This window comes from Pseudomonas sp. BN414, from assembly GCF_029871275.1.
Classification (GTDB): Bacteria; Pseudomonadota; Gammaproteobacteria; order Pseudomonadales; family Pseudomonadaceae; genus Metapseudomonas; species Metapseudomonas resinovorans_C.
In genome coordinates this window covers 1-15,131 of sequence record NZ_SSOL01000022.1, presented here as the reverse complement: position 1 = coordinate 15,131, position 15,131 = coordinate 1, and the positions used below count along the sequence as shown (strand labels likewise).

Annotated in this window: 12 protein-coding genes; 11 read left to right on the top strand and 1 reads right to left on the bottom strand. The window is 65.0% G+C overall.

Annotation, left to right across the window (positions count from 1 at the left end; translation table 11 throughout):
- The 4 genes from E8E95_RS01995 to E8E95_RS01980 form a co-directional block, all read left to right on the top strand.
- The coding region (locus E8E95_RS01995) for an L-serine ammonia-lyase (RefSeq protein ID WP_280347764.1) at positions 1–1,376 on the top strand (1,376 nt) is incomplete at its 5' end.
- 4 nt (positions 1,377–1,380) lie between these two features.
- On the top strand, positions 1,381–2,175 hold the full coding sequence (locus tag E8E95_RS01990) for a helix-turn-helix domain-containing protein (RefSeq protein ID WP_280347762.1): 795 nt from the start codon (positions 1,381–1,383) through the stop codon (positions 2,173–2,175).
- 567 nt (positions 2,176–2,742) lie between these two features.
- A complete protein-coding gene (locus E8E95_RS01985; protein WP_280347760.1) occupies positions 2,743–3,954 on the top strand; it encodes a M24 family metallopeptidase in 1,212 nt (403 codons plus the stop codon).
- Between the two features lie 291 nt (positions 3,955–4,245).
- A complete protein-coding gene (locus tag E8E95_RS01980; RefSeq protein WP_280347758.1) occupies positions 4,246–5,589 on the top strand; it encodes an MFS transporter in 1,344 nt (447 codons plus the stop codon).
- A gap of 126 nt (positions 5,590–5,715) precedes the next feature.
- Here E8E95_RS01980 and E8E95_RS01975 read toward each other — a convergent pair whose 3' ends face one another.
- Positions 5,716–6,735: a GlxA family transcriptional regulator gene (locus tag E8E95_RS01975; RefSeq protein WP_280347756.1), complete on the bottom strand. Its 1,020-nt coding sequence runs from the start codon at positions 6,733–6,735 to the stop codon at positions 5,716–5,718.
- 380 nt (positions 6,736–7,115) lie between these two features.
- Here E8E95_RS01975 and glyA point away from each other — a divergent pair, with 380 nt between their 5' ends.
- The 7 genes from glyA to E8E95_RS01940 all read left to right on the top strand — a co-directional run.
- Positions 7,116–8,369, top strand: a complete 1,254-nt coding sequence (glyA, locus tag E8E95_RS01970) for a serine hydroxymethyltransferase (RefSeq protein WP_280347752.1) — start codon at positions 7,116–7,118, stop codon at positions 8,367–8,369.
- 15 nt (positions 8,370–8,384) lie between these two features.
- The gene (locus E8E95_RS01965; RefSeq protein WP_077520519.1) at positions 8,385–9,635 is read left to right on the top strand and encodes a sarcosine oxidase subunit beta; all 1,251 of its coding nucleotides are present in this window, start codon (positions 8,385–8,387) and stop codon (positions 9,633–9,635) included.
- A gap of 11 nt (positions 9,636–9,646) precedes the next feature.
- Positions 9,647–9,973 (top strand): sarcosine oxidase subunit delta, encoded by a 327-nt coding sequence (locus E8E95_RS01960; protein WP_280347748.1) that lies wholly within the window; start codon positions 9,647–9,649, stop codon positions 9,971–9,973.
- Positions 9,970–12,987 carry a sarcosine oxidase subunit alpha gene (locus E8E95_RS01955; protein ID WP_280347746.1) on the top strand — a complete coding sequence of 1,006 codons (3,018 nt, stop codon included), beginning with the start codon at positions 9,970–9,972 and terminating at the stop codon, positions 12,985–12,987. The genes E8E95_RS01960 and E8E95_RS01955 overlap by 4 nt, the downstream gene beginning before the upstream one ends.
- Positions 12,980–13,609, top strand: coding sequence for a sarcosine oxidase subunit gamma family protein (soxG, locus tag E8E95_RS01950; RefSeq protein ID WP_179058020.1), 630 nt, complete (start codon positions 12,980–12,982; stop codon positions 13,607–13,609). The genes E8E95_RS01955 and soxG overlap by 8 nt, the downstream gene beginning before the upstream one ends.
- 161 nt (positions 13,610–13,770) lie before the next feature.
- The gene (purU, locus tag E8E95_RS01945) at positions 13,771–14,634 is read left to right on the top strand and encodes a formyltetrahydrofolate deformylase (protein WP_280347743.1); all 864 of its coding nucleotides are present in this window, start codon (positions 13,771–13,773) and stop codon (positions 14,632–14,634) included.
- Positions 14,635–14,852: 218 nt separating this feature from the next.
- The coding region (locus tag E8E95_RS01940) for an alcohol dehydrogenase catalytic domain-containing protein (RefSeq protein ID WP_280347741.1) at positions 14,853–15,131 on the top strand (279 nt) is incomplete at its 3' end.

Genomic DNA, 15,131 nt, shown 5'->3' with positions numbered 1-15,131 from the left:
TGGCCATCAGCGTGTTCGACCTGTTCAAGATCGGTATCGGCCCTTCCAGCTCGCACACCGTGGGCCCGATGCGGGCGGCGGCGCTGTTCGCCACGGCACTGCGCGAGCGCGGCCTGCTGGCCCAGGTGACGCGCGTCGAGGTGCGCCTGTACGGCTCGCTGTCGGCCACCGGTGTCGGCCACGGCACCGACCGCGCGACCCTGATCGGGCTGATGGGCGAGTGGCCGGACCGCGTCGACCCGAAGCAGATCGCCCCGCGCATCGAGGCGCTGCGGGAAAGCCGCGAACTGCGGCTCGATGGCAGTCACCCGGTGGCCTTCGACTGGAACCGCGACCTGCTGTTGCTGGACGAGAACCTGCCGTACCACCCCAACGCCATGACCCTGATCGTCGAAGGCGCGGCGGGTGAACTGCACCGCGACACCTACTACTCCATCGGCGGCGGCTTCGTCGTCGACGAGGCCCAGGCGAAGTCCGGCCAGCTGGACCAGGACGCCACCGCACTGCCCTACGACTTCTCCAGCGCCGAAGAGCTGCTGGAGCTTTGCCAGCGCCACAACCTGCGCATCTCCGAGCTGATGCTGGCCAACGAGAAGGCCTGGCGCAGCGAGGCGGAGATTCGTAGCGGGCTGCTGAAACTGTGGGACGCCATGCAGGAATGCGTGACCAACGGCCTCGGTCACGAAGGCATCCTCCCCGGCGGGCTCAATGTGCGCCGGCGCGCGGCGAAGCTGCACCGCAGCCTGCAGGAGCTGGGCAAGCCCAACGTGATCGGCAGCACCATGAGCGCCATGGAATGGGTCAACCTCTACGCCCTGGCGGTGAACGAGGAAAACGCCGCCGGCGGGCGCATGGTCACCGCACCCACCAACGGCGCGGCCGGAATCATCCCGGCGGTGCTGCACTACTACATGCGCTTCAACCCCGAGGCCACCGACGACGACGTGGTGCACTTCTTCCTCGGCGCAGCCGCCGTCGGCATCCTCTGCAAGAAAAACGCCTCGATCTCCGGCGCCGAAGTCGGCTGCCAGGGCGAAGTCGGCTCGGCCTGCGCGATGGCGGCCGCGGGGTTGGCGGAAGTGCTGGGGGCGACCCCGGCGCAGCTGGAGAACGCCGCCGAGATCGGCCTGGAACACAACCTCGGGCTGACCTGCGATCCGGTGGGCGGGCTGGTGCAGGTGCCCTGCATCGAGCGCAACGCGATTGCCGCGGTGAAGGCGATCAACGCGGCGCAGATGGCCCTGCGCGGCGACGGCGAGCACTTCATCTCGCTGGACCAGGTGATCCGCACCATGCGCGACACCGGCGCCGACATGCACGACAAGTACAAGGAAACCTCGCGCGGTGGCCTGGCCGTGAGCGCCGTGGAGTGCTGATGCCATGACCGCCTATCAAGCCCTGCCGCCGTCTGAACACTGCCTCCAATCCATCGGTTTCCTGTTGTTGGAGGACTGCAGCCTGATCGCCCTGGCCGGCTCGCTCGAGCCGCTGCGCCTGGCCAACCAGCAGCCCGGAGCGGACCGCTATCGCTGGTGCATGCTGACGTTCGACGGCAACCCGGTGCGCGCCGGCAACGGCCTGCAGCTGACGGCCGAAGGCAGTCTCGCCGAGGCAAGCGGGTTGGACACCCTGATTGTCTGCGGCGGCGACGGCGCTCCGCTGGCTCACGCCGGATTGCTCGCGCAGCTCCGCGATCTGGCCGCCCGCGGCGTGAGGCTGGGCGCGCTGGAATCCGCTCGTGCACTGTTGGTCGAGGCCGGCCTGCTTCCGTGCAGCGAAAGCGTCCCGGCCTGGGCCAGCCGGATGACCCTGCGCGAAGCGCTGGCCAGCGCCCAGCCCAAGCTGCAGGAGGTGGTCGCGCTGATGGAGGCGAACCTGGAGGAACCCCTCGACCTCGACGATCTGGCCAGCTTCGTCGAGCTGTCCCGTCGTCAGTTGGAAAGGCTGTTCCAGAAGTACCTGCGCTGCTCGCCATCGCGCCACTACCTGAAACTGCGCCTGCTTCGCGCCCGCCAGCTGCTGCGCCAGACCGCGCTGCCGGTGGTGCAGGTAGCCTTTGGTTGCGGCTTCCTGTCTGCGCAGAACTTCTCCAAGTGCTACCGCGAGCACTTCGGCATCCCGCCCAGCACCGAGCGGCTGGACAAGCCGCAGCTCTGCCGCAGCGCCATGCACTGATACCGAGTGACACCACCTTCGGGCCCGCCCGTGCCTGGCAGCACGGTTCGGGCCTGTTTTTTTTGTGGGCTGGGCTCGGAGTAGGGCGTTTCCCTTGTAGGGGCGAATTCATTCGCCAAGCAGGCCGAAGGTCTGCCAATGGGGGTTACAGGGGGCAGCTGCGCCGCCCTTGGCGAATGAATTCGCCCCTACAGAAGATCGTTTCGGTCCGAGCTAATCCCAACTTCCCTCAGCCCCGGCCCCCGCCCTGCGCCCCAGCCTGAGCGCTTCGCGTTCAGGCGTTCATCGCCACCGGAAGCGGTGCTTCCGAAAGCGTGCCTCTTCACCCCGGAGGGAGAGGGGTGACACTCGGTCATGCCCCTGCACGGATAGCCCCCTCTCCCTCTGGGAGAGGGCTGGGGTGAGGGTGGCGGGGCGACTCTCGGACTTTCATATTCCCCCAGCGGATCTGACCAACTTCGGGTCGGATACGTACAAAAAACACCCCGGGGCTTCTGTTGCAATGCTGTCCAACGGCCCGCCAATCCGGTGTGTCGAGTCAGTGGAAAACAACAAGGGTTCACCGCCATGCAAATGCCCAAGACACTCCGCATCCGTAACGGCGACAAGGTTCGCTCCACCTTCACCGCCCAGGAATACGCCAACCGCCACGCCAAGCTGCGCGCCCACCTGGCAGCGGAGAACATCGACGCCGCGATCTTCACCTCGTACCACAACATCAACTACTACTCCGACTTCCTCTACTGCTCCTTCGGCCGCCCCTATGCGCTGGTGGTGACCCAGGACGACGTCATCAGCATCAGCGCCAATATCGACGGCGGCCAGCCGTGGCGCCGCACCGTCGGCACCGACAACATCGTCTACACCGACTGGCAGCGCGATAACTACTTCGTCGCCATCCAGCAGGCGCTGCCCAAGGCCCGCCGCATCGGCATCGAGCATGACCACCTGAACCTGCAGAACCGCGACAAGCTGGCCGCGCGCTATCCGGACGCCGAGCTGGTGGACGTGGCCGCTGCGTGCATGCGCATGCGCATGATCAAGTCCGCCGAAGAGCACGTGATGATCCGTCATGGCGCACGCATCGCCGACATCGGTGGCGCGGCGGTGGTCGAAGCCCTGCGCGACCAGGTGCCGGAATACGAAGTGGCGCTGCACGCCACCCAGGCCATGGTCCGCGCCATTGCCGACACCTTCGACGACTTAGAGCTGATGGACACCTGGACCTGGTTCCAGTCCGGCATCAACACCGACGGCGCGCACAACCCGGTGACCACCCGCAAGGTGAACAAGGGCGACATCCTCAGCCTCAACTGCTTCCCGATGATCGCCGGCTACTACACCGCGCTGGAGCGCACCCTCTTCCTGGACCATTGCTCGGACGACCACCTGCGCCTGTGGCAGGTCAATGTCGAGGTGCATGAAGCCGGCCTGAAGCTGATCAAGCCCGGTGCGCGCTGCAGCGATATCGCCCGTGAGCTGAACGAAATCTTCCTCAAGCACGACGTGTTGCAGTACCGCACCTTCGGCTACGGCCACTCCTTCGGCACTCTCAGCCACTACTACGGCCGCGAGGCCGGGCTGGAGCTGCGCGAGGACATCGACACCGTGCTGGAGCCGGGCATGGTGGTGTCCATGGAGCCAATGATCATGCTGCCGGAAGGCTTGCCGGGTGCCGGCGGTTATCGCGAACACGACATCCTGATCGTCAACGAGAGCGGTGCCGAGAACATCACCAAGTTCCCCTACGGCCCGGAGAAAAACATCATCCGCAAATGATTCACCCCGCGCCCGCGCAGCGCCGACCTCCTGCGCGGGCCGTGTTTTCCAGTGTGACCACAACAACAACCGACGCGCGGCATTCACCGGGCCCAGCTCTGTGCACGCGCCAGCTTTTGACTACCCGCTGCCGAACATTCACCACATAACAATAGAGGTACAGGCGATGGTCATTTTCGTTTCAGGAGAGCTCCTTCGCGGAGCGGCCGACAGTATTCCCTTCACCCATGGCCGGGGTACTCCCGTCCATACTCCAAGCAGCCGGAATCTCCCGCGTGAAGGAGGTGCCCGATGAGTACCTCCAACCAGACCCTGGCTTACGGCCAGGCCGGAAGCCAGATGGCCAGCAGCGAGCGCAGCACCCTCCGCCGCGCGGCAACCGCCAGTTTCATCGGCAACTTCGTCGAGTGGTTCGACTACGCCGCCTACGGCTACCTGGCCGCGGTGATCGCGGTGGTGTTCTTCCCCGCCACCGACAAGACCACCGGCCTGCTGGCGGCCTTCGCGGTGTTCGCCATTTCCTTCATCATCCGCCCCATCGGGGGCATCGTCTGGGGTCATATCGGCGACCGTTACGGCCGGCGTAATGCCCTGTCCCTGTCCATCCTCATCATGTCCGGCGCCACCTTCTGCATCGCGCTGCTGCCCACCTACGCCCAAGTGGGCATGTTGGCGCCGCTGTTGCTCCTGCTGATTCGCCTGGTACAGGGCTTCTCGGCCTCTGGGGAATACGCCGGCGCGGCAGCCTTCCTCGCCGAATACGCCCCCGACAACAAACGCGGTTTCTACACCTGCCTGGTGCCGGCCAGTACGGCGGCGGGGTTGCTGTTCGGCTCGCTGTTCGCGGCGCTGCTCTATTCGCAACTGGATACCGAGCAACTGCACAGTTGGGGCTGGCGCATTCCGTTCCTGCTGGCGGCGCCTCTGGGGCTGATCGGTCGCTACATTCGCCTGCATCTGCAGGACACGCCCAAGTTCCGTGAAATGGAGCAGGCGATGGAGCAGAAGGAAGCCGGGCACAAGGTGCCGATCCGCGAACTCATGGGCGTGCACCGCAGGAAGGTGCTGGTGGCCATCGGTGTCACCTGCCTCAACGCGGTGGCCTTCTACCTGATCCTCAGCTACATGCCGACCTACCTCTCCACCGAGATGGGCATGACCGAAACCGACTCCTTCCTGGCGTCCACCGTGTCGCTGGCGACCTACATCGGTTTCATCTTCCTGATGGGCAAGCTGTCCGACCGTTTCGGCCGCAAGACCATGCTGATCGCCGCGTCACTGCTGTTCCTCGGGCTTACGGTGCCGCTGTTCGGCCTGCTGGAAGGGCAGGGCTTCGCCTTCATTCTGCTGATCCAGATCGCCTTCGGCCTGATGCTGGCGATGAACGACGGCACCCTGCCGTGCTTCCTCGCCGAGGTCTTCCCGACGCGGGTGCGCTACAGCGGCTTCGCCTTCAGCTTCAATACGGCGAACGCGCTGTTTGGCGGGACGGCGCCCTTCATCGCCACCTGGCTGATCAGCCAGACCGGCGACAAGCTCGCGCCAGCCTGGATGTTGGTAGCGGCAGCGGCCGTGGCCCTGCTGGCGATGCTCTGCATCAGCGAGACGGCGCACCGGGCCCTGGCGGACGACTGAGGGCAGTCCTGAATAGAAAACGCCGCCCCCGAGAGGGGGCGGCGTTTTTGTTTGGGCGCCCATTTCGCGAATGAATTCGCCCCCACAGAAGAGCAGTCCCACCGGAAAGCGACGTCGGTGGAGGCCTCAGGCATGCAACGGGCTCTGCTTGCGCTCCCCGCGCGGCGAATGGCCGAAGAAGCGGCTGTAGCACTTGGAGAAGTGCGCCGGCGAGGCGAAGCCGCAGGCCAGGGCAATGTCGCGGACCTGGGACTCGCTGCGCAGCAGCAGGTCGCGGGCGCGGTTCAGGCGCAGTTCCAGGTAGTACTGGCTGGGCGTGCGGTCCAGGTATTTGTGGAACAGCCGTTCCAGTTGGCGTACCGACACCTCATTGAGCTGCGCCAGCTCTTCCAGCTCCAGCGGTTCCTCCAGGTTGGCTTCCATGATCGCGACAATCTGGCTCAGCTTCGGCTGAGCGTGGCCGAGCTTCTGTCGCAGCGGAACGCGCTGTTGCTCGCGGGCGCCGCGCATGCGGTCGCAGAGCAGCAGCTCCGCGGCACGGGTGGCGATCTCCACGCCGCCCGGCTCGCGTGCGATCAGTTGCAGGGTCATGTCCATGGACGCGGTGCCGCCGGAGCAGGTGTAGCGGTCGCGATCCAGCTCGAACAGCTGGTTGGAAATGACGATGCCGGGAAACTTGTCCTTTACCTGCTCGATGTCTTCCCAGTGCACCGTGCAGCGATAGCCCTTGAGCAACTCGGCACTGGCCAGCAAGTGACTGCCGGTGCAGATGCCGCCCAGCGCCACGCCGTGCTGGGACAGCTTGCGCACCCAGTTGAGCAGGCGCCGGTCGTAACGGGTCGGCATGGGGTTGGAGCCGACGACGAACAGGGCGTCCAGTGTGGGGGCGTCCTCGAGGCTGTAGTCGGGGACCACGCGCATGCCATTGCTGGCTTGCACCGGCTCGTGGTCGGCGGCGATCAGCAGGGTACGGAACAGCGTGCGCTTGGCGGCCAGGTTGGCCATGCGCAGGGTCTCGATCGCCGAAGCGAAGCCGATGGTGGTGAAGTTGGGGATCAGCAGGAAACCGAAGGTCTTCACTGCGTCAGGCCGGGACTGGGCCTGGATTTCGTCGACGGACGGCGGCGCAAGATTCGCAACAGCCATGGGTTCTTCCTCCACTGCATCGACTGTCGTTTTTGGGTATTGGCGGGTGAGGCAGAAGTCGAAATGCAGTTCTGTCTTTTTATTGTTCTGCGGCGCCGGAGCCGGCCTGCGCCGGGGTCCAGCTTACACCCATTCCAGGCCCGCATCAGCGGCGTCCCTGCGCGCTATCCGGGGGCTGGCGGAGAGGTCTTCGGTAATCGAACGGTATTACTTCGCTGCCAGGGTAGGTTTGGGCATTTACACGTCGCAAACAGGCAAACGGGGTGTCGGACTAACTCGCACAATCGGCCGCAACAGGCTGGCACCGACCGTATTGCAGCGGCAGGCGCCAAGCCCCCAAAACAACAGAGACGACAGCGGGTTGTCGCAGGAGATCATCGATGTTCAGCAAGCAAGACCAGATCCAGGGTTACGACGACGAACTGTTCAGCGCGATTCAGGAAGAAGAGCAGCGTCAGGAAGACCACATCGAGCTGATCGCCTCGGAGAACTACACCAGCAAGCGCGTAATGGAAGCCCAAGGCAGCGGCCTGACCAACAAATACGCCGAAGGCTACCCGGGCAAGCGCTACTACGGTGGCTGCGAGTTCGTCGATAAGGTTGAGCAACTGGCCATCGACCGCGCCAAGCAGCTCTTCGGCGCCGACTACGCCAACGTCCAGCCGCACTCCGGCTCCCAAGCCAACAGCGCCGTCTACCTGGCCCTGCTGAACGCCGGCGACACCATTCTCGGCATGAGCCTGGCCCACGGCGGCCACCTGACCCACGGCGCCAAAGTCTCCTCCTCCGGCAAGCTGTACAACGCCGTGCAGTACGGCCTGGACACCGCCACCGGCCTGATCGATTACGACGAAGTCGAGCGCCTGGCTGTGGAGCACAAGCCGAAGATGATCGTCGCCGGCTTCTCCGCCTACTCCAAGACCCTCGACTTCCCGCGCTTCCGCGCCATCGCCGACAAGGTCGGTGCACTGCTGTTCGTCGACATGGCCCACGTTGCCGGCCTGGTCGCCGCTGGCCTGTACCCGAACCCGCTGCCCTACGCCGATGTGGTCACCACCACCACCCACAAGACCCTGCGCGGTCCGCGTGGCGGCCTGATCCTGGCCAAGTCCAACGAAGAGATCGAGAAGAAGCTGAACTCCGCCGTGTTCCCCGGCGCCCAGGGCGGCCCGCTGATGCACGTGATCGCCGCCAAGGCCGTGTGCTTCAAGGAAGCGCTGGAGCCCGGCTTCAAGGAGTATCAGGCCCAGGTGATCAAGAACGCCAAGGCCATGGCCAGCGTGTTCATCGATCGCGGCTACGACGTGGTCTCCGGCGGTACCGACAACCACCTGTTCCTGGTCAGCCTGATCAAGCAGGGCAAGACCGGCAAGGAAGCGGACGCCGCCCTCGGCCGCGCCGGCATCACCGTGAACAAGAACGCCGTGCCGAACGACCCGCAGTCGCCCTTCGTGACTTCCGGCGTACGCATCGGCACCCCGGCCATCACCAGCCGTGGCTTCAAGGAAGCCCAGAGCACCGAGCTGGCTGGCTGGATCTGCGACATCCTCGACCACCTCGGCGATGCCGACGTCGAAGCTCAGGTGGCCAAGCAGGTCGCCGGCCTCTGCGCCGACTTCCCTGTCTACCGCTAATCCAGGAGTCCGAACATGCAACGTTATTCCGGCTTCGGTCTGTTCAAGCACTCCCTGAGCCACCACGAGAACTGGCAACGCATGTGGCGCAACCCGACGCCGAAGCCGGTCTATGACGTGATCATCGTCGGCGGTGGCGGCCACGGCCTGGCCACTGCCTACTACCTGGCCAAGGAATTCGGCGTGAAGAACGTCGCGGTGGTGGAGAAGGGCTGGCTGGGCGGCGGCAACACCGCGCGCAACACCACCATCGTCCGCTCCAACTACCTGTGGGACGAGGCGGCGCAGCTGTACGAACACGCGATGAAACTGTGGGAAGGCCTCTCCCAGGACCTGAACTACAACGTGATGTTCTCCCAGCGTGGCGTCTACAACCTCTGCCACACCCTGCAAGACATGCGTGACTCGGCTCGCCGGGTCAACGCCAACCGCCTGAACGGCGTGGATGGCGAACTGCTGGATGCTCGCCAGGTAGCCGAGGAGATCCCCTTCCTCGACTGCAGCAAGAGCACTCGTTACCCAATCATGGGTTCCACCGTTCAGCGTCGTGGGGGCGTGGCCCGCCATGACGCCGTAGCCTGGGGCTACGCTCGTGCCGCCGACGCCCTGGGCGTCGACCTGCTGCAGAACACCGAGGTACTCGGTTTCCGCAAGCAGGATGGTGCGGTGATCGGTGTCGAAACCAACCGCGGCTTCATCGGCGCCAAGCGCGTCGGCGTGGTCACCGCCGGTAACTCCGGCCACATGGCCAAGCAGGCCGGCTTCCGTCTGCCGCTGGAATCCCACCCGCTGCAGGCCCTGGTGTCCGAGCCGATCAAGCCGATCATCCACAGCGTGATCATGTCCAACGCCGTGCATGGCTACATCAGCCAGTCGGACAAGGGCGACCTGGTCATCGGTGCCGGTATCGACGGCTACAACGGCTACGGCCAGCGCGGCTCCTACGGGACCATCGAGCACACCCTGCAGGCGATCGTGGAGATGTTCCCGATCCTCTCCCGCGTGCGCATGAACCGTCAGTGGGGCGGCATCGTGGATACCACTCCGGACGCTTGCCCGATCATCTCCAAGACCCCAGTGAAGAACCTGTTCTTCAACTGCGGCTGGGGCACCGGCGGCTTCAAGGCCACTCCGGGTTCGGGCCACGTCTTCGCGGCGAGCCTGGCGCGTGGCGAGATGCACCCGCTGGCCAAGCCCTTCTCCATCGACCGTTTCCATACCGGCGCACTGATCGACGAGCACGGCGCCGCTGCCGTGGCTCACTAAGGAGAATCGCCATGCTGCACATTTTCTGCCCCTACTGTGGCGAGCTGCGCTCCGAAGAGGAATTCCACGCCAAGGGCCAGGCGCACATCCCGCGCCCCCTGGACGCCAACGCCTGCACCGACGAGGAGTGGGGCGACTACATCTTCTTCCGCGACAACCCGCGCGGCATCCACCACGAGCTGTGGGTGCACGCCGCCGGCTGCCGCAAGTACTTCAATGCCACACGCCACACCGTGAGCTACGAAATCCTCGAAACCTACAAGATCGGTGAGAAGCCCACTGTCACCGAGGCCAACGTCGGCGACAAGAAAACCGCGACCGCAGGAGTAACGGCATGAGCCAGGTCAATCGCCTTCCCAAGGGTGGTCGCGTCGATCGCAGCCAACCGCTGACCTTCACCTTCAACGGCCAGAACTATCAGGGCTTCGCCGGTGACACCCTGGCCGCTGCTCTGTTGGCCAACGGCGTCGATATCATCGGCCGCAGCTTCAAGTACTCCCGTCCGCGCGGCATCGTCGCCGCCGGTGCGGAAGAGCCCAACGCCGTGCTGCAGATCGGTTCCACCGAGAGCTCCCAGGTGCCGAACGTCCGTGCCACCCAGCAGGCCCTCTATGCAGGCCTGGTGGCGACCAGCACCAACGGCTGGCCGAACGTGAACAACGACGTCATGGGCATCCTCGGCAAGGTCGGCGGCGGCATGATGCCGCCCGGGTTCTACTACAAGACCTTCATGTATCCGCAGAACCTGTGGCTGACCTACGAGAAGTACATCCGCAAGGCCGCCGGCCTCGGTCGCGCGCCCCTGGAAGTCGACCCGGACATCTACGACCACATCAACCAGTACTGCGACGTGCTGGTGGTCGGCGCCGGCCCTGCCGGTATCGCTGCCGCCCTGGCCGCCGGCCGCAGTGGCGCCCGTGTGATCCTGGCTGACGAGCAGGAAGAGTTCGGCGGCAGCCTGCTCGACACCCGCGAGACCCTGGACGGCAAGCCCGCTTCGGAGTGGGTGACCAAGGCCATCGCCGAACTGGCCAAGCTGCCGGAAGTGACCCTGCTGCAGCGCGCCACGGTGAACGGCTATCACGACCACAACTTCCTCACTATCCACCAGCGCCTGACCGACCACCTCGGCGAAGTCGCGCCCCATGGCCAGGCCCGTCACCGCGTCCACCGCGTCCGCGCCAAGCGCGTGGTGCTGGCCGCCGGCGCTCACGAGCGTCCGCTGGTGTATTCGAACAACGACGTGCCGGGCAACATGCTCGCCGGCGCCGTCTCCACCTATGTGAACCGCTACGGCGTGGCCCCGGGCCGCCAACTGGTGCTGTCCACCAACAACGACTACGCCTACCGCGTGGTGCTGGACTGGCTGGACGCCGGCCAGAAAGTGGTGGCCGTCGCCGACGCCCGCAGCAACCCGCGTGGCGCCTGGGTCGAAGAGGCCCGTGCCCGTGGCGTGCGTATCCTCACCGGCAGCGCCGTGGTCGAGGCGCGTGGCAGCAAGCGCGTCACCGGTGCCCGCATCTGCGCCATTGACCTGAAGGGACACAAGGTCACCAGCCCGGGTGAAGTGGTGGATTGCGACCTGATCGCCACCTCCGGCGGCTACAGCCCGGTGGTGCACCTGGCGTCGCACCTGGGCGGCAAACCGACCTGGCGCGAAGACATCCTCGCCTTCGTTCCCGGCGAGGGCTTCCAGAAGCGCATCTGCGCTGGTGCCGTGAATGGCGTGTTCGCACTCGGCGACACCCTGGCCGACGGCTTCGAGGCCGGTGCCAAGGCGGCTGCGGAAGCTGGATTCAAAGTGGTCGAAGGCACCGTGCCGAAGACCGAGAAGCGCAAGGATGAAGCCGCGGTGGCGCTGTTCCAGGTGCCCCACGACAAATCCACGTCCCGCGCGCCGAAGCAGTTCGTCGACCTGCAGAACGACGTCACCTCCGCCGGTATCGAGCTGGCCACCCGCGAGGGCTTCGAGTCGGTCGAGCACGTCAAACGCTATACCGCGCTGGGCTTCGGTACCGACCAGGGCAAGCTGGGCAACATCAACGGCCTGGCCATCGCCGCCCGCTCGATGGGCATCAGCATCGCCGAGATGGGCACCACCATGTTCCGCCCGAACTACACCCCGGTAACCTTCGGCGCTGTCGCCGGTCGTCACTGCGGTCACCTGTTCGAGCCCAAGCGCTACACCGCGATGCAGCGCTGGCACCTGGAGCAGGGTGCGGAGTTCGAAGACGTCGGCCAGTGGAAGCGCCCGTGGTACTTCCCCAAGCGCGGCGAAGACATGCACGCCGCCGTGGCCCGCGAATGCAAGGCCGTGCGTGACAGCGTGGGCATCCTCGATGCGTCCACCCTGGGCAAGATCGACATCCAGGGGCCGGATGCCCGCGAGTTCCTCAACCGCGTGTACACCAACGCCTGGACCAAGCTGGACGTGGGCAAGGCCCGCTACGGCCTGATGTGCAAGGAAGACGGCATGGTCTTCGACGACGGCGTGACCGCTTGCGTCGGCGAGAACCACTTCATCATGACCACCACCACCGGCGGTGCCGCCCGCGTGATGGAATGGCTGGAGATCTACCACCAGACCGAATGGCCGGAGCTGAAGGTGTACTTCACCTCGGTCACCGACCACTGGGCCACCATGACCCTGTCCGGTCCGAACAGCCGCAAGCTGCTGGCCGAGGTCACCGACATCGACCTGGACAAGGATGCCTTCCCCTTCATGACCTGGAAGGAAGGCCAGGTTGGCGGTGTACCGGCGCGGGTGTTCCGCATCTCCTTCACCGGTGAGCTGTCCTACGAAGTGAACGTGCAGGCCGACTACGCCCTGGGCGTGTGGGAAAAAATCGTCGAGGCCGGCAAGAAGTACAACCTGACCCCGTACGGCACCGAAACCATGCACGTACTGCGGGCCGAGAAGGGCTTCATCATCGTCGGTCAGGACACCGATGGCTCGGTGACCCCGGACGACCTGAACATGGGTTGGTGCGTGGGTCGCAACAAGGCCTTCTCGTGGATCGGCTGGCGCGGCATGAACCGCGAAGACTGCCTGCGCGAAGACCGCAAGCAACTGGTAGGCCTCAAGCCAATCGACCCGAACAAGGTGCTGCCGGAAGGCGCCCAGCTGGTGTTCGATCCGAAGCAGTCCATCCCGATGAAGATGGTCGGCCACGTCACCTCCAGCTACATGAGTTCGACCATGGGTTATTCCTTCGCCATGGCCGTGGTCAAGGGTGGCCTCAAGCGTATGGGCGAGCGTGTCTTCGCGCCGCTGGCCGATGGCAGCGTGATCGAAGCCGAAATCTGCAGCTCCGTGTTCTATGACCCGAAAGGGGACCGCCAGAATGTCTAACGTGAACGTCTACAAACAGCGTCCTGATGCCGCCCATGCCGAATCGCCGCTGTTCCACGCCGGCCTCGATGAGCTGGCACGTAAAGGCAAGAGCAGCGCAGGCGTGGTCCTGCGCGAGAAGAAGCTCCTCGGTCACCTGGTGATCCGTGGCGACGCCAAGGACCCGGCCTTCGCCGGCGGTGTGCACAGTGCCCTGGGCCTGGAGCTGCCGGTCGCGCTGACCCTGGTGGCCAGCGGCGACACCTCGCTGCAATGGCTGGGCCCGGACGAGTGGCTGCTGATCGTGCCGAGCGGCCAGGAGTTCGAGACCGAACAGCGCCTGCGCAAGGCGCTGGATGGCCAGCACATCTCTGTGGTCAACGTCAGCGGCGGCCAGACCATCCTCGAGCTCTCCGGACCCAAGGTCCGCGAGGTGCTGATGAAGTCGACCCCCTATGACGTGCACCCGAGCAACTTCCCGGTGGGCAAGGCCGTCGGCAGCACCTTCGCCAAGGCCTCGCTGGTGATCCGCCATACCGGCGAAGACACCTGGGAACTGCTGATCCGCCGCAGTTTCTCCGACTACTTCTGGCTCTGGCTGCAGGACGCCAGCGCGGAGTTCGGACTGGCGGTGAAGGCCTGATCGACACTGGGCTCTTCGTAGGTTGGGCCGGGCGGCGCTCCGCGAGCGCAGCGAAGCCCAACAACGGGAGTCCCAGGAGAACCTCAGGGAGCGCTGCGCGCTCCTTGTTGGGCTTCGCAAGCTCAGCACCAACCTACGTTGTTGCGCCGTTGGAGATCGAGATGAGCCGCACACCCGATACCTGGATTCTCACCGCCCATTGCCCGAGCGTGCTCGGTACCGTGGATGCGGTGACGCGCTTTCTCTTCGAGCAGCGCTGCTACGTCACCGAACACCATTCGTTCGATGACCGGCTGTCGTCGCGCTTCTTCATCCGCGTCGAGTTTCGTCAGCCGGACAATTTCGACGAGCAGTCCTTCCGCGCCGGCCTCGACGAGCGCCTGGCGCCGTTCGACATGCAGGTGGAGCTGACGCCGCCGGGCTATCGCGCCAAGGTGGTGCTGATGGTCTCCAAGGCCGACCACTGCCTGAACGACCTGCTCTACCGTCAGCGCATCGGTCAGTTGGAAATGGATGTGGTGGCGGTGGTGTCCAACCACCCGGACCTGGAACCGCTCGCCCGTTGGCACGGGATTCCCTATCACCACTTCCCCCTCGACCCGAACGACAAACCGTCACAGGAGCGCAAGGTGCTGCAGGTGATCGAGGACACCGGCGCCGAGCTGGTGGTGCTCGCCCGCTACATGCAGGTGCTGTCGCCCGAACTGTGCAAGAAGCTCGACGGCTGGGCGATCAATATCCACCACTCGCTGCTGCCCGGCTTCAAGGGCGCCAAGCCGTACCACCAGGCCTACCAGAAGGGCGTGAAGCTGGTGGGTGCCACGGCGCATTACATCAATAACGACCTCGACGAAGGCCCGATCATCGCCCAGGGCGTCGAGGCGGTGGATCACGCGCACTACCCCGAAGACCTGATCGCCAAGGGTCGCGACATCGAGTGCCTGACCCTGGCCAAGGCCGTCGGCTACCACATCGAACGCCGCGTGTTCCTCAACGCCAATCGCACGGTGGTGCTTAACGCATAAGGCTTTTCTCCCTCTCCCTTCAGGGAAAGGGCCGGGGAGAGGGTGCGTCCTCTTCTTGGTGGGCTGAAGCGGAACGCCGCCCGGCCCGCCCTACTTTCACGGAATCCGCCTCTGCCAGGTTTCACCGGCGGGTTCCGGCAACAGATGCAAGCTCCAGTGCAAGGCCGCGTGGCCAATGGCCGCGCCTTTGTGTTCACAACAACAACGGAGAATTACGCATGTCTGGTAATCGTGGTGTCGTTTATCTAGGTTCGGGCAAGGTCGAAGTCCAGAAGATCGACTACCCCAAAATGCAGGACCCTCGCGGCAAGAAGATCGAACACGGGGTCATCCTCAAAGTCGTCTCCACCAACATCTGCGGCTCGGACCAGCACATGGTGCGCGGCCGTACCACCGCCCAGGTCGGCCTCGTGCTCGGCCACGAGATCACCGGTGAGGTGATCGAGAAGGGCAGCGACGTCGAGAACCTGAAGATCGGCGACCTGGTTTCCGTACCC

Bases quoted from the DNA above. Each gene is read 5' to 3' on its own strand.
- E8E95_RS01990 (WP_280347762.1), top strand. From the start codon at position 1,381: ATGACCGCCTATCAAGCCCTGCCGCCGTCTGAACACTGCCTCCAATCC.
- glyA (WP_280347752.1), top strand. From the start codon at position 7,116: ATGTTCAGCAAGCAAGACCAGATCCAGGGTTACGACGACGAACTGTTC.
- soxG (WP_179058020.1), top strand. From the start codon at position 12,980: ATGTCTAACGTGAACGTCTACAAACAGCGTCCTGATGCCGCCCATGCC.
- E8E95_RS01960 (WP_280347748.1), top strand. From the start codon at position 9,647: ATGCTGCACATTTTCTGCCCCTACTGTGGCGAGCTGCGCTCCGAAGAG.
- E8E95_RS01980 (WP_280347758.1), top strand. From the start codon at position 4,246: ATGAGTACCTCCAACCAGACCCTGGCTTACGGCCAGGCCGGAAGCCAG.
- purU (WP_280347743.1), top strand. From the start codon at position 13,771: ATGAGCCGCACACCCGATACCTGGATTCTCACCGCCCATTGCCCGAGC.
- E8E95_RS01955 (WP_280347746.1), top strand. From the start codon at position 9,970: ATGAGCCAGGTCAATCGCCTTCCCAAGGGTGGTCGCGTCGATCGCAGC.
- E8E95_RS01985 (WP_280347760.1), top strand. From the start codon at position 2,743: ATGCAAATGCCCAAGACACTCCGCATCCGTAACGGCGACAAGGTTCGC.
- E8E95_RS01965 (WP_077520519.1), top strand. From the start codon at position 8,385: ATGCAACGTTATTCCGGCTTCGGTCTGTTCAAGCACTCCCTGAGCCAC.
- E8E95_RS01975 (WP_280347756.1), bottom strand. From the start codon at position 6,735: ATGGCTGTTGCGAATCTTGCGCCGCCGTCCGTCGACGAAATCCAGGCC.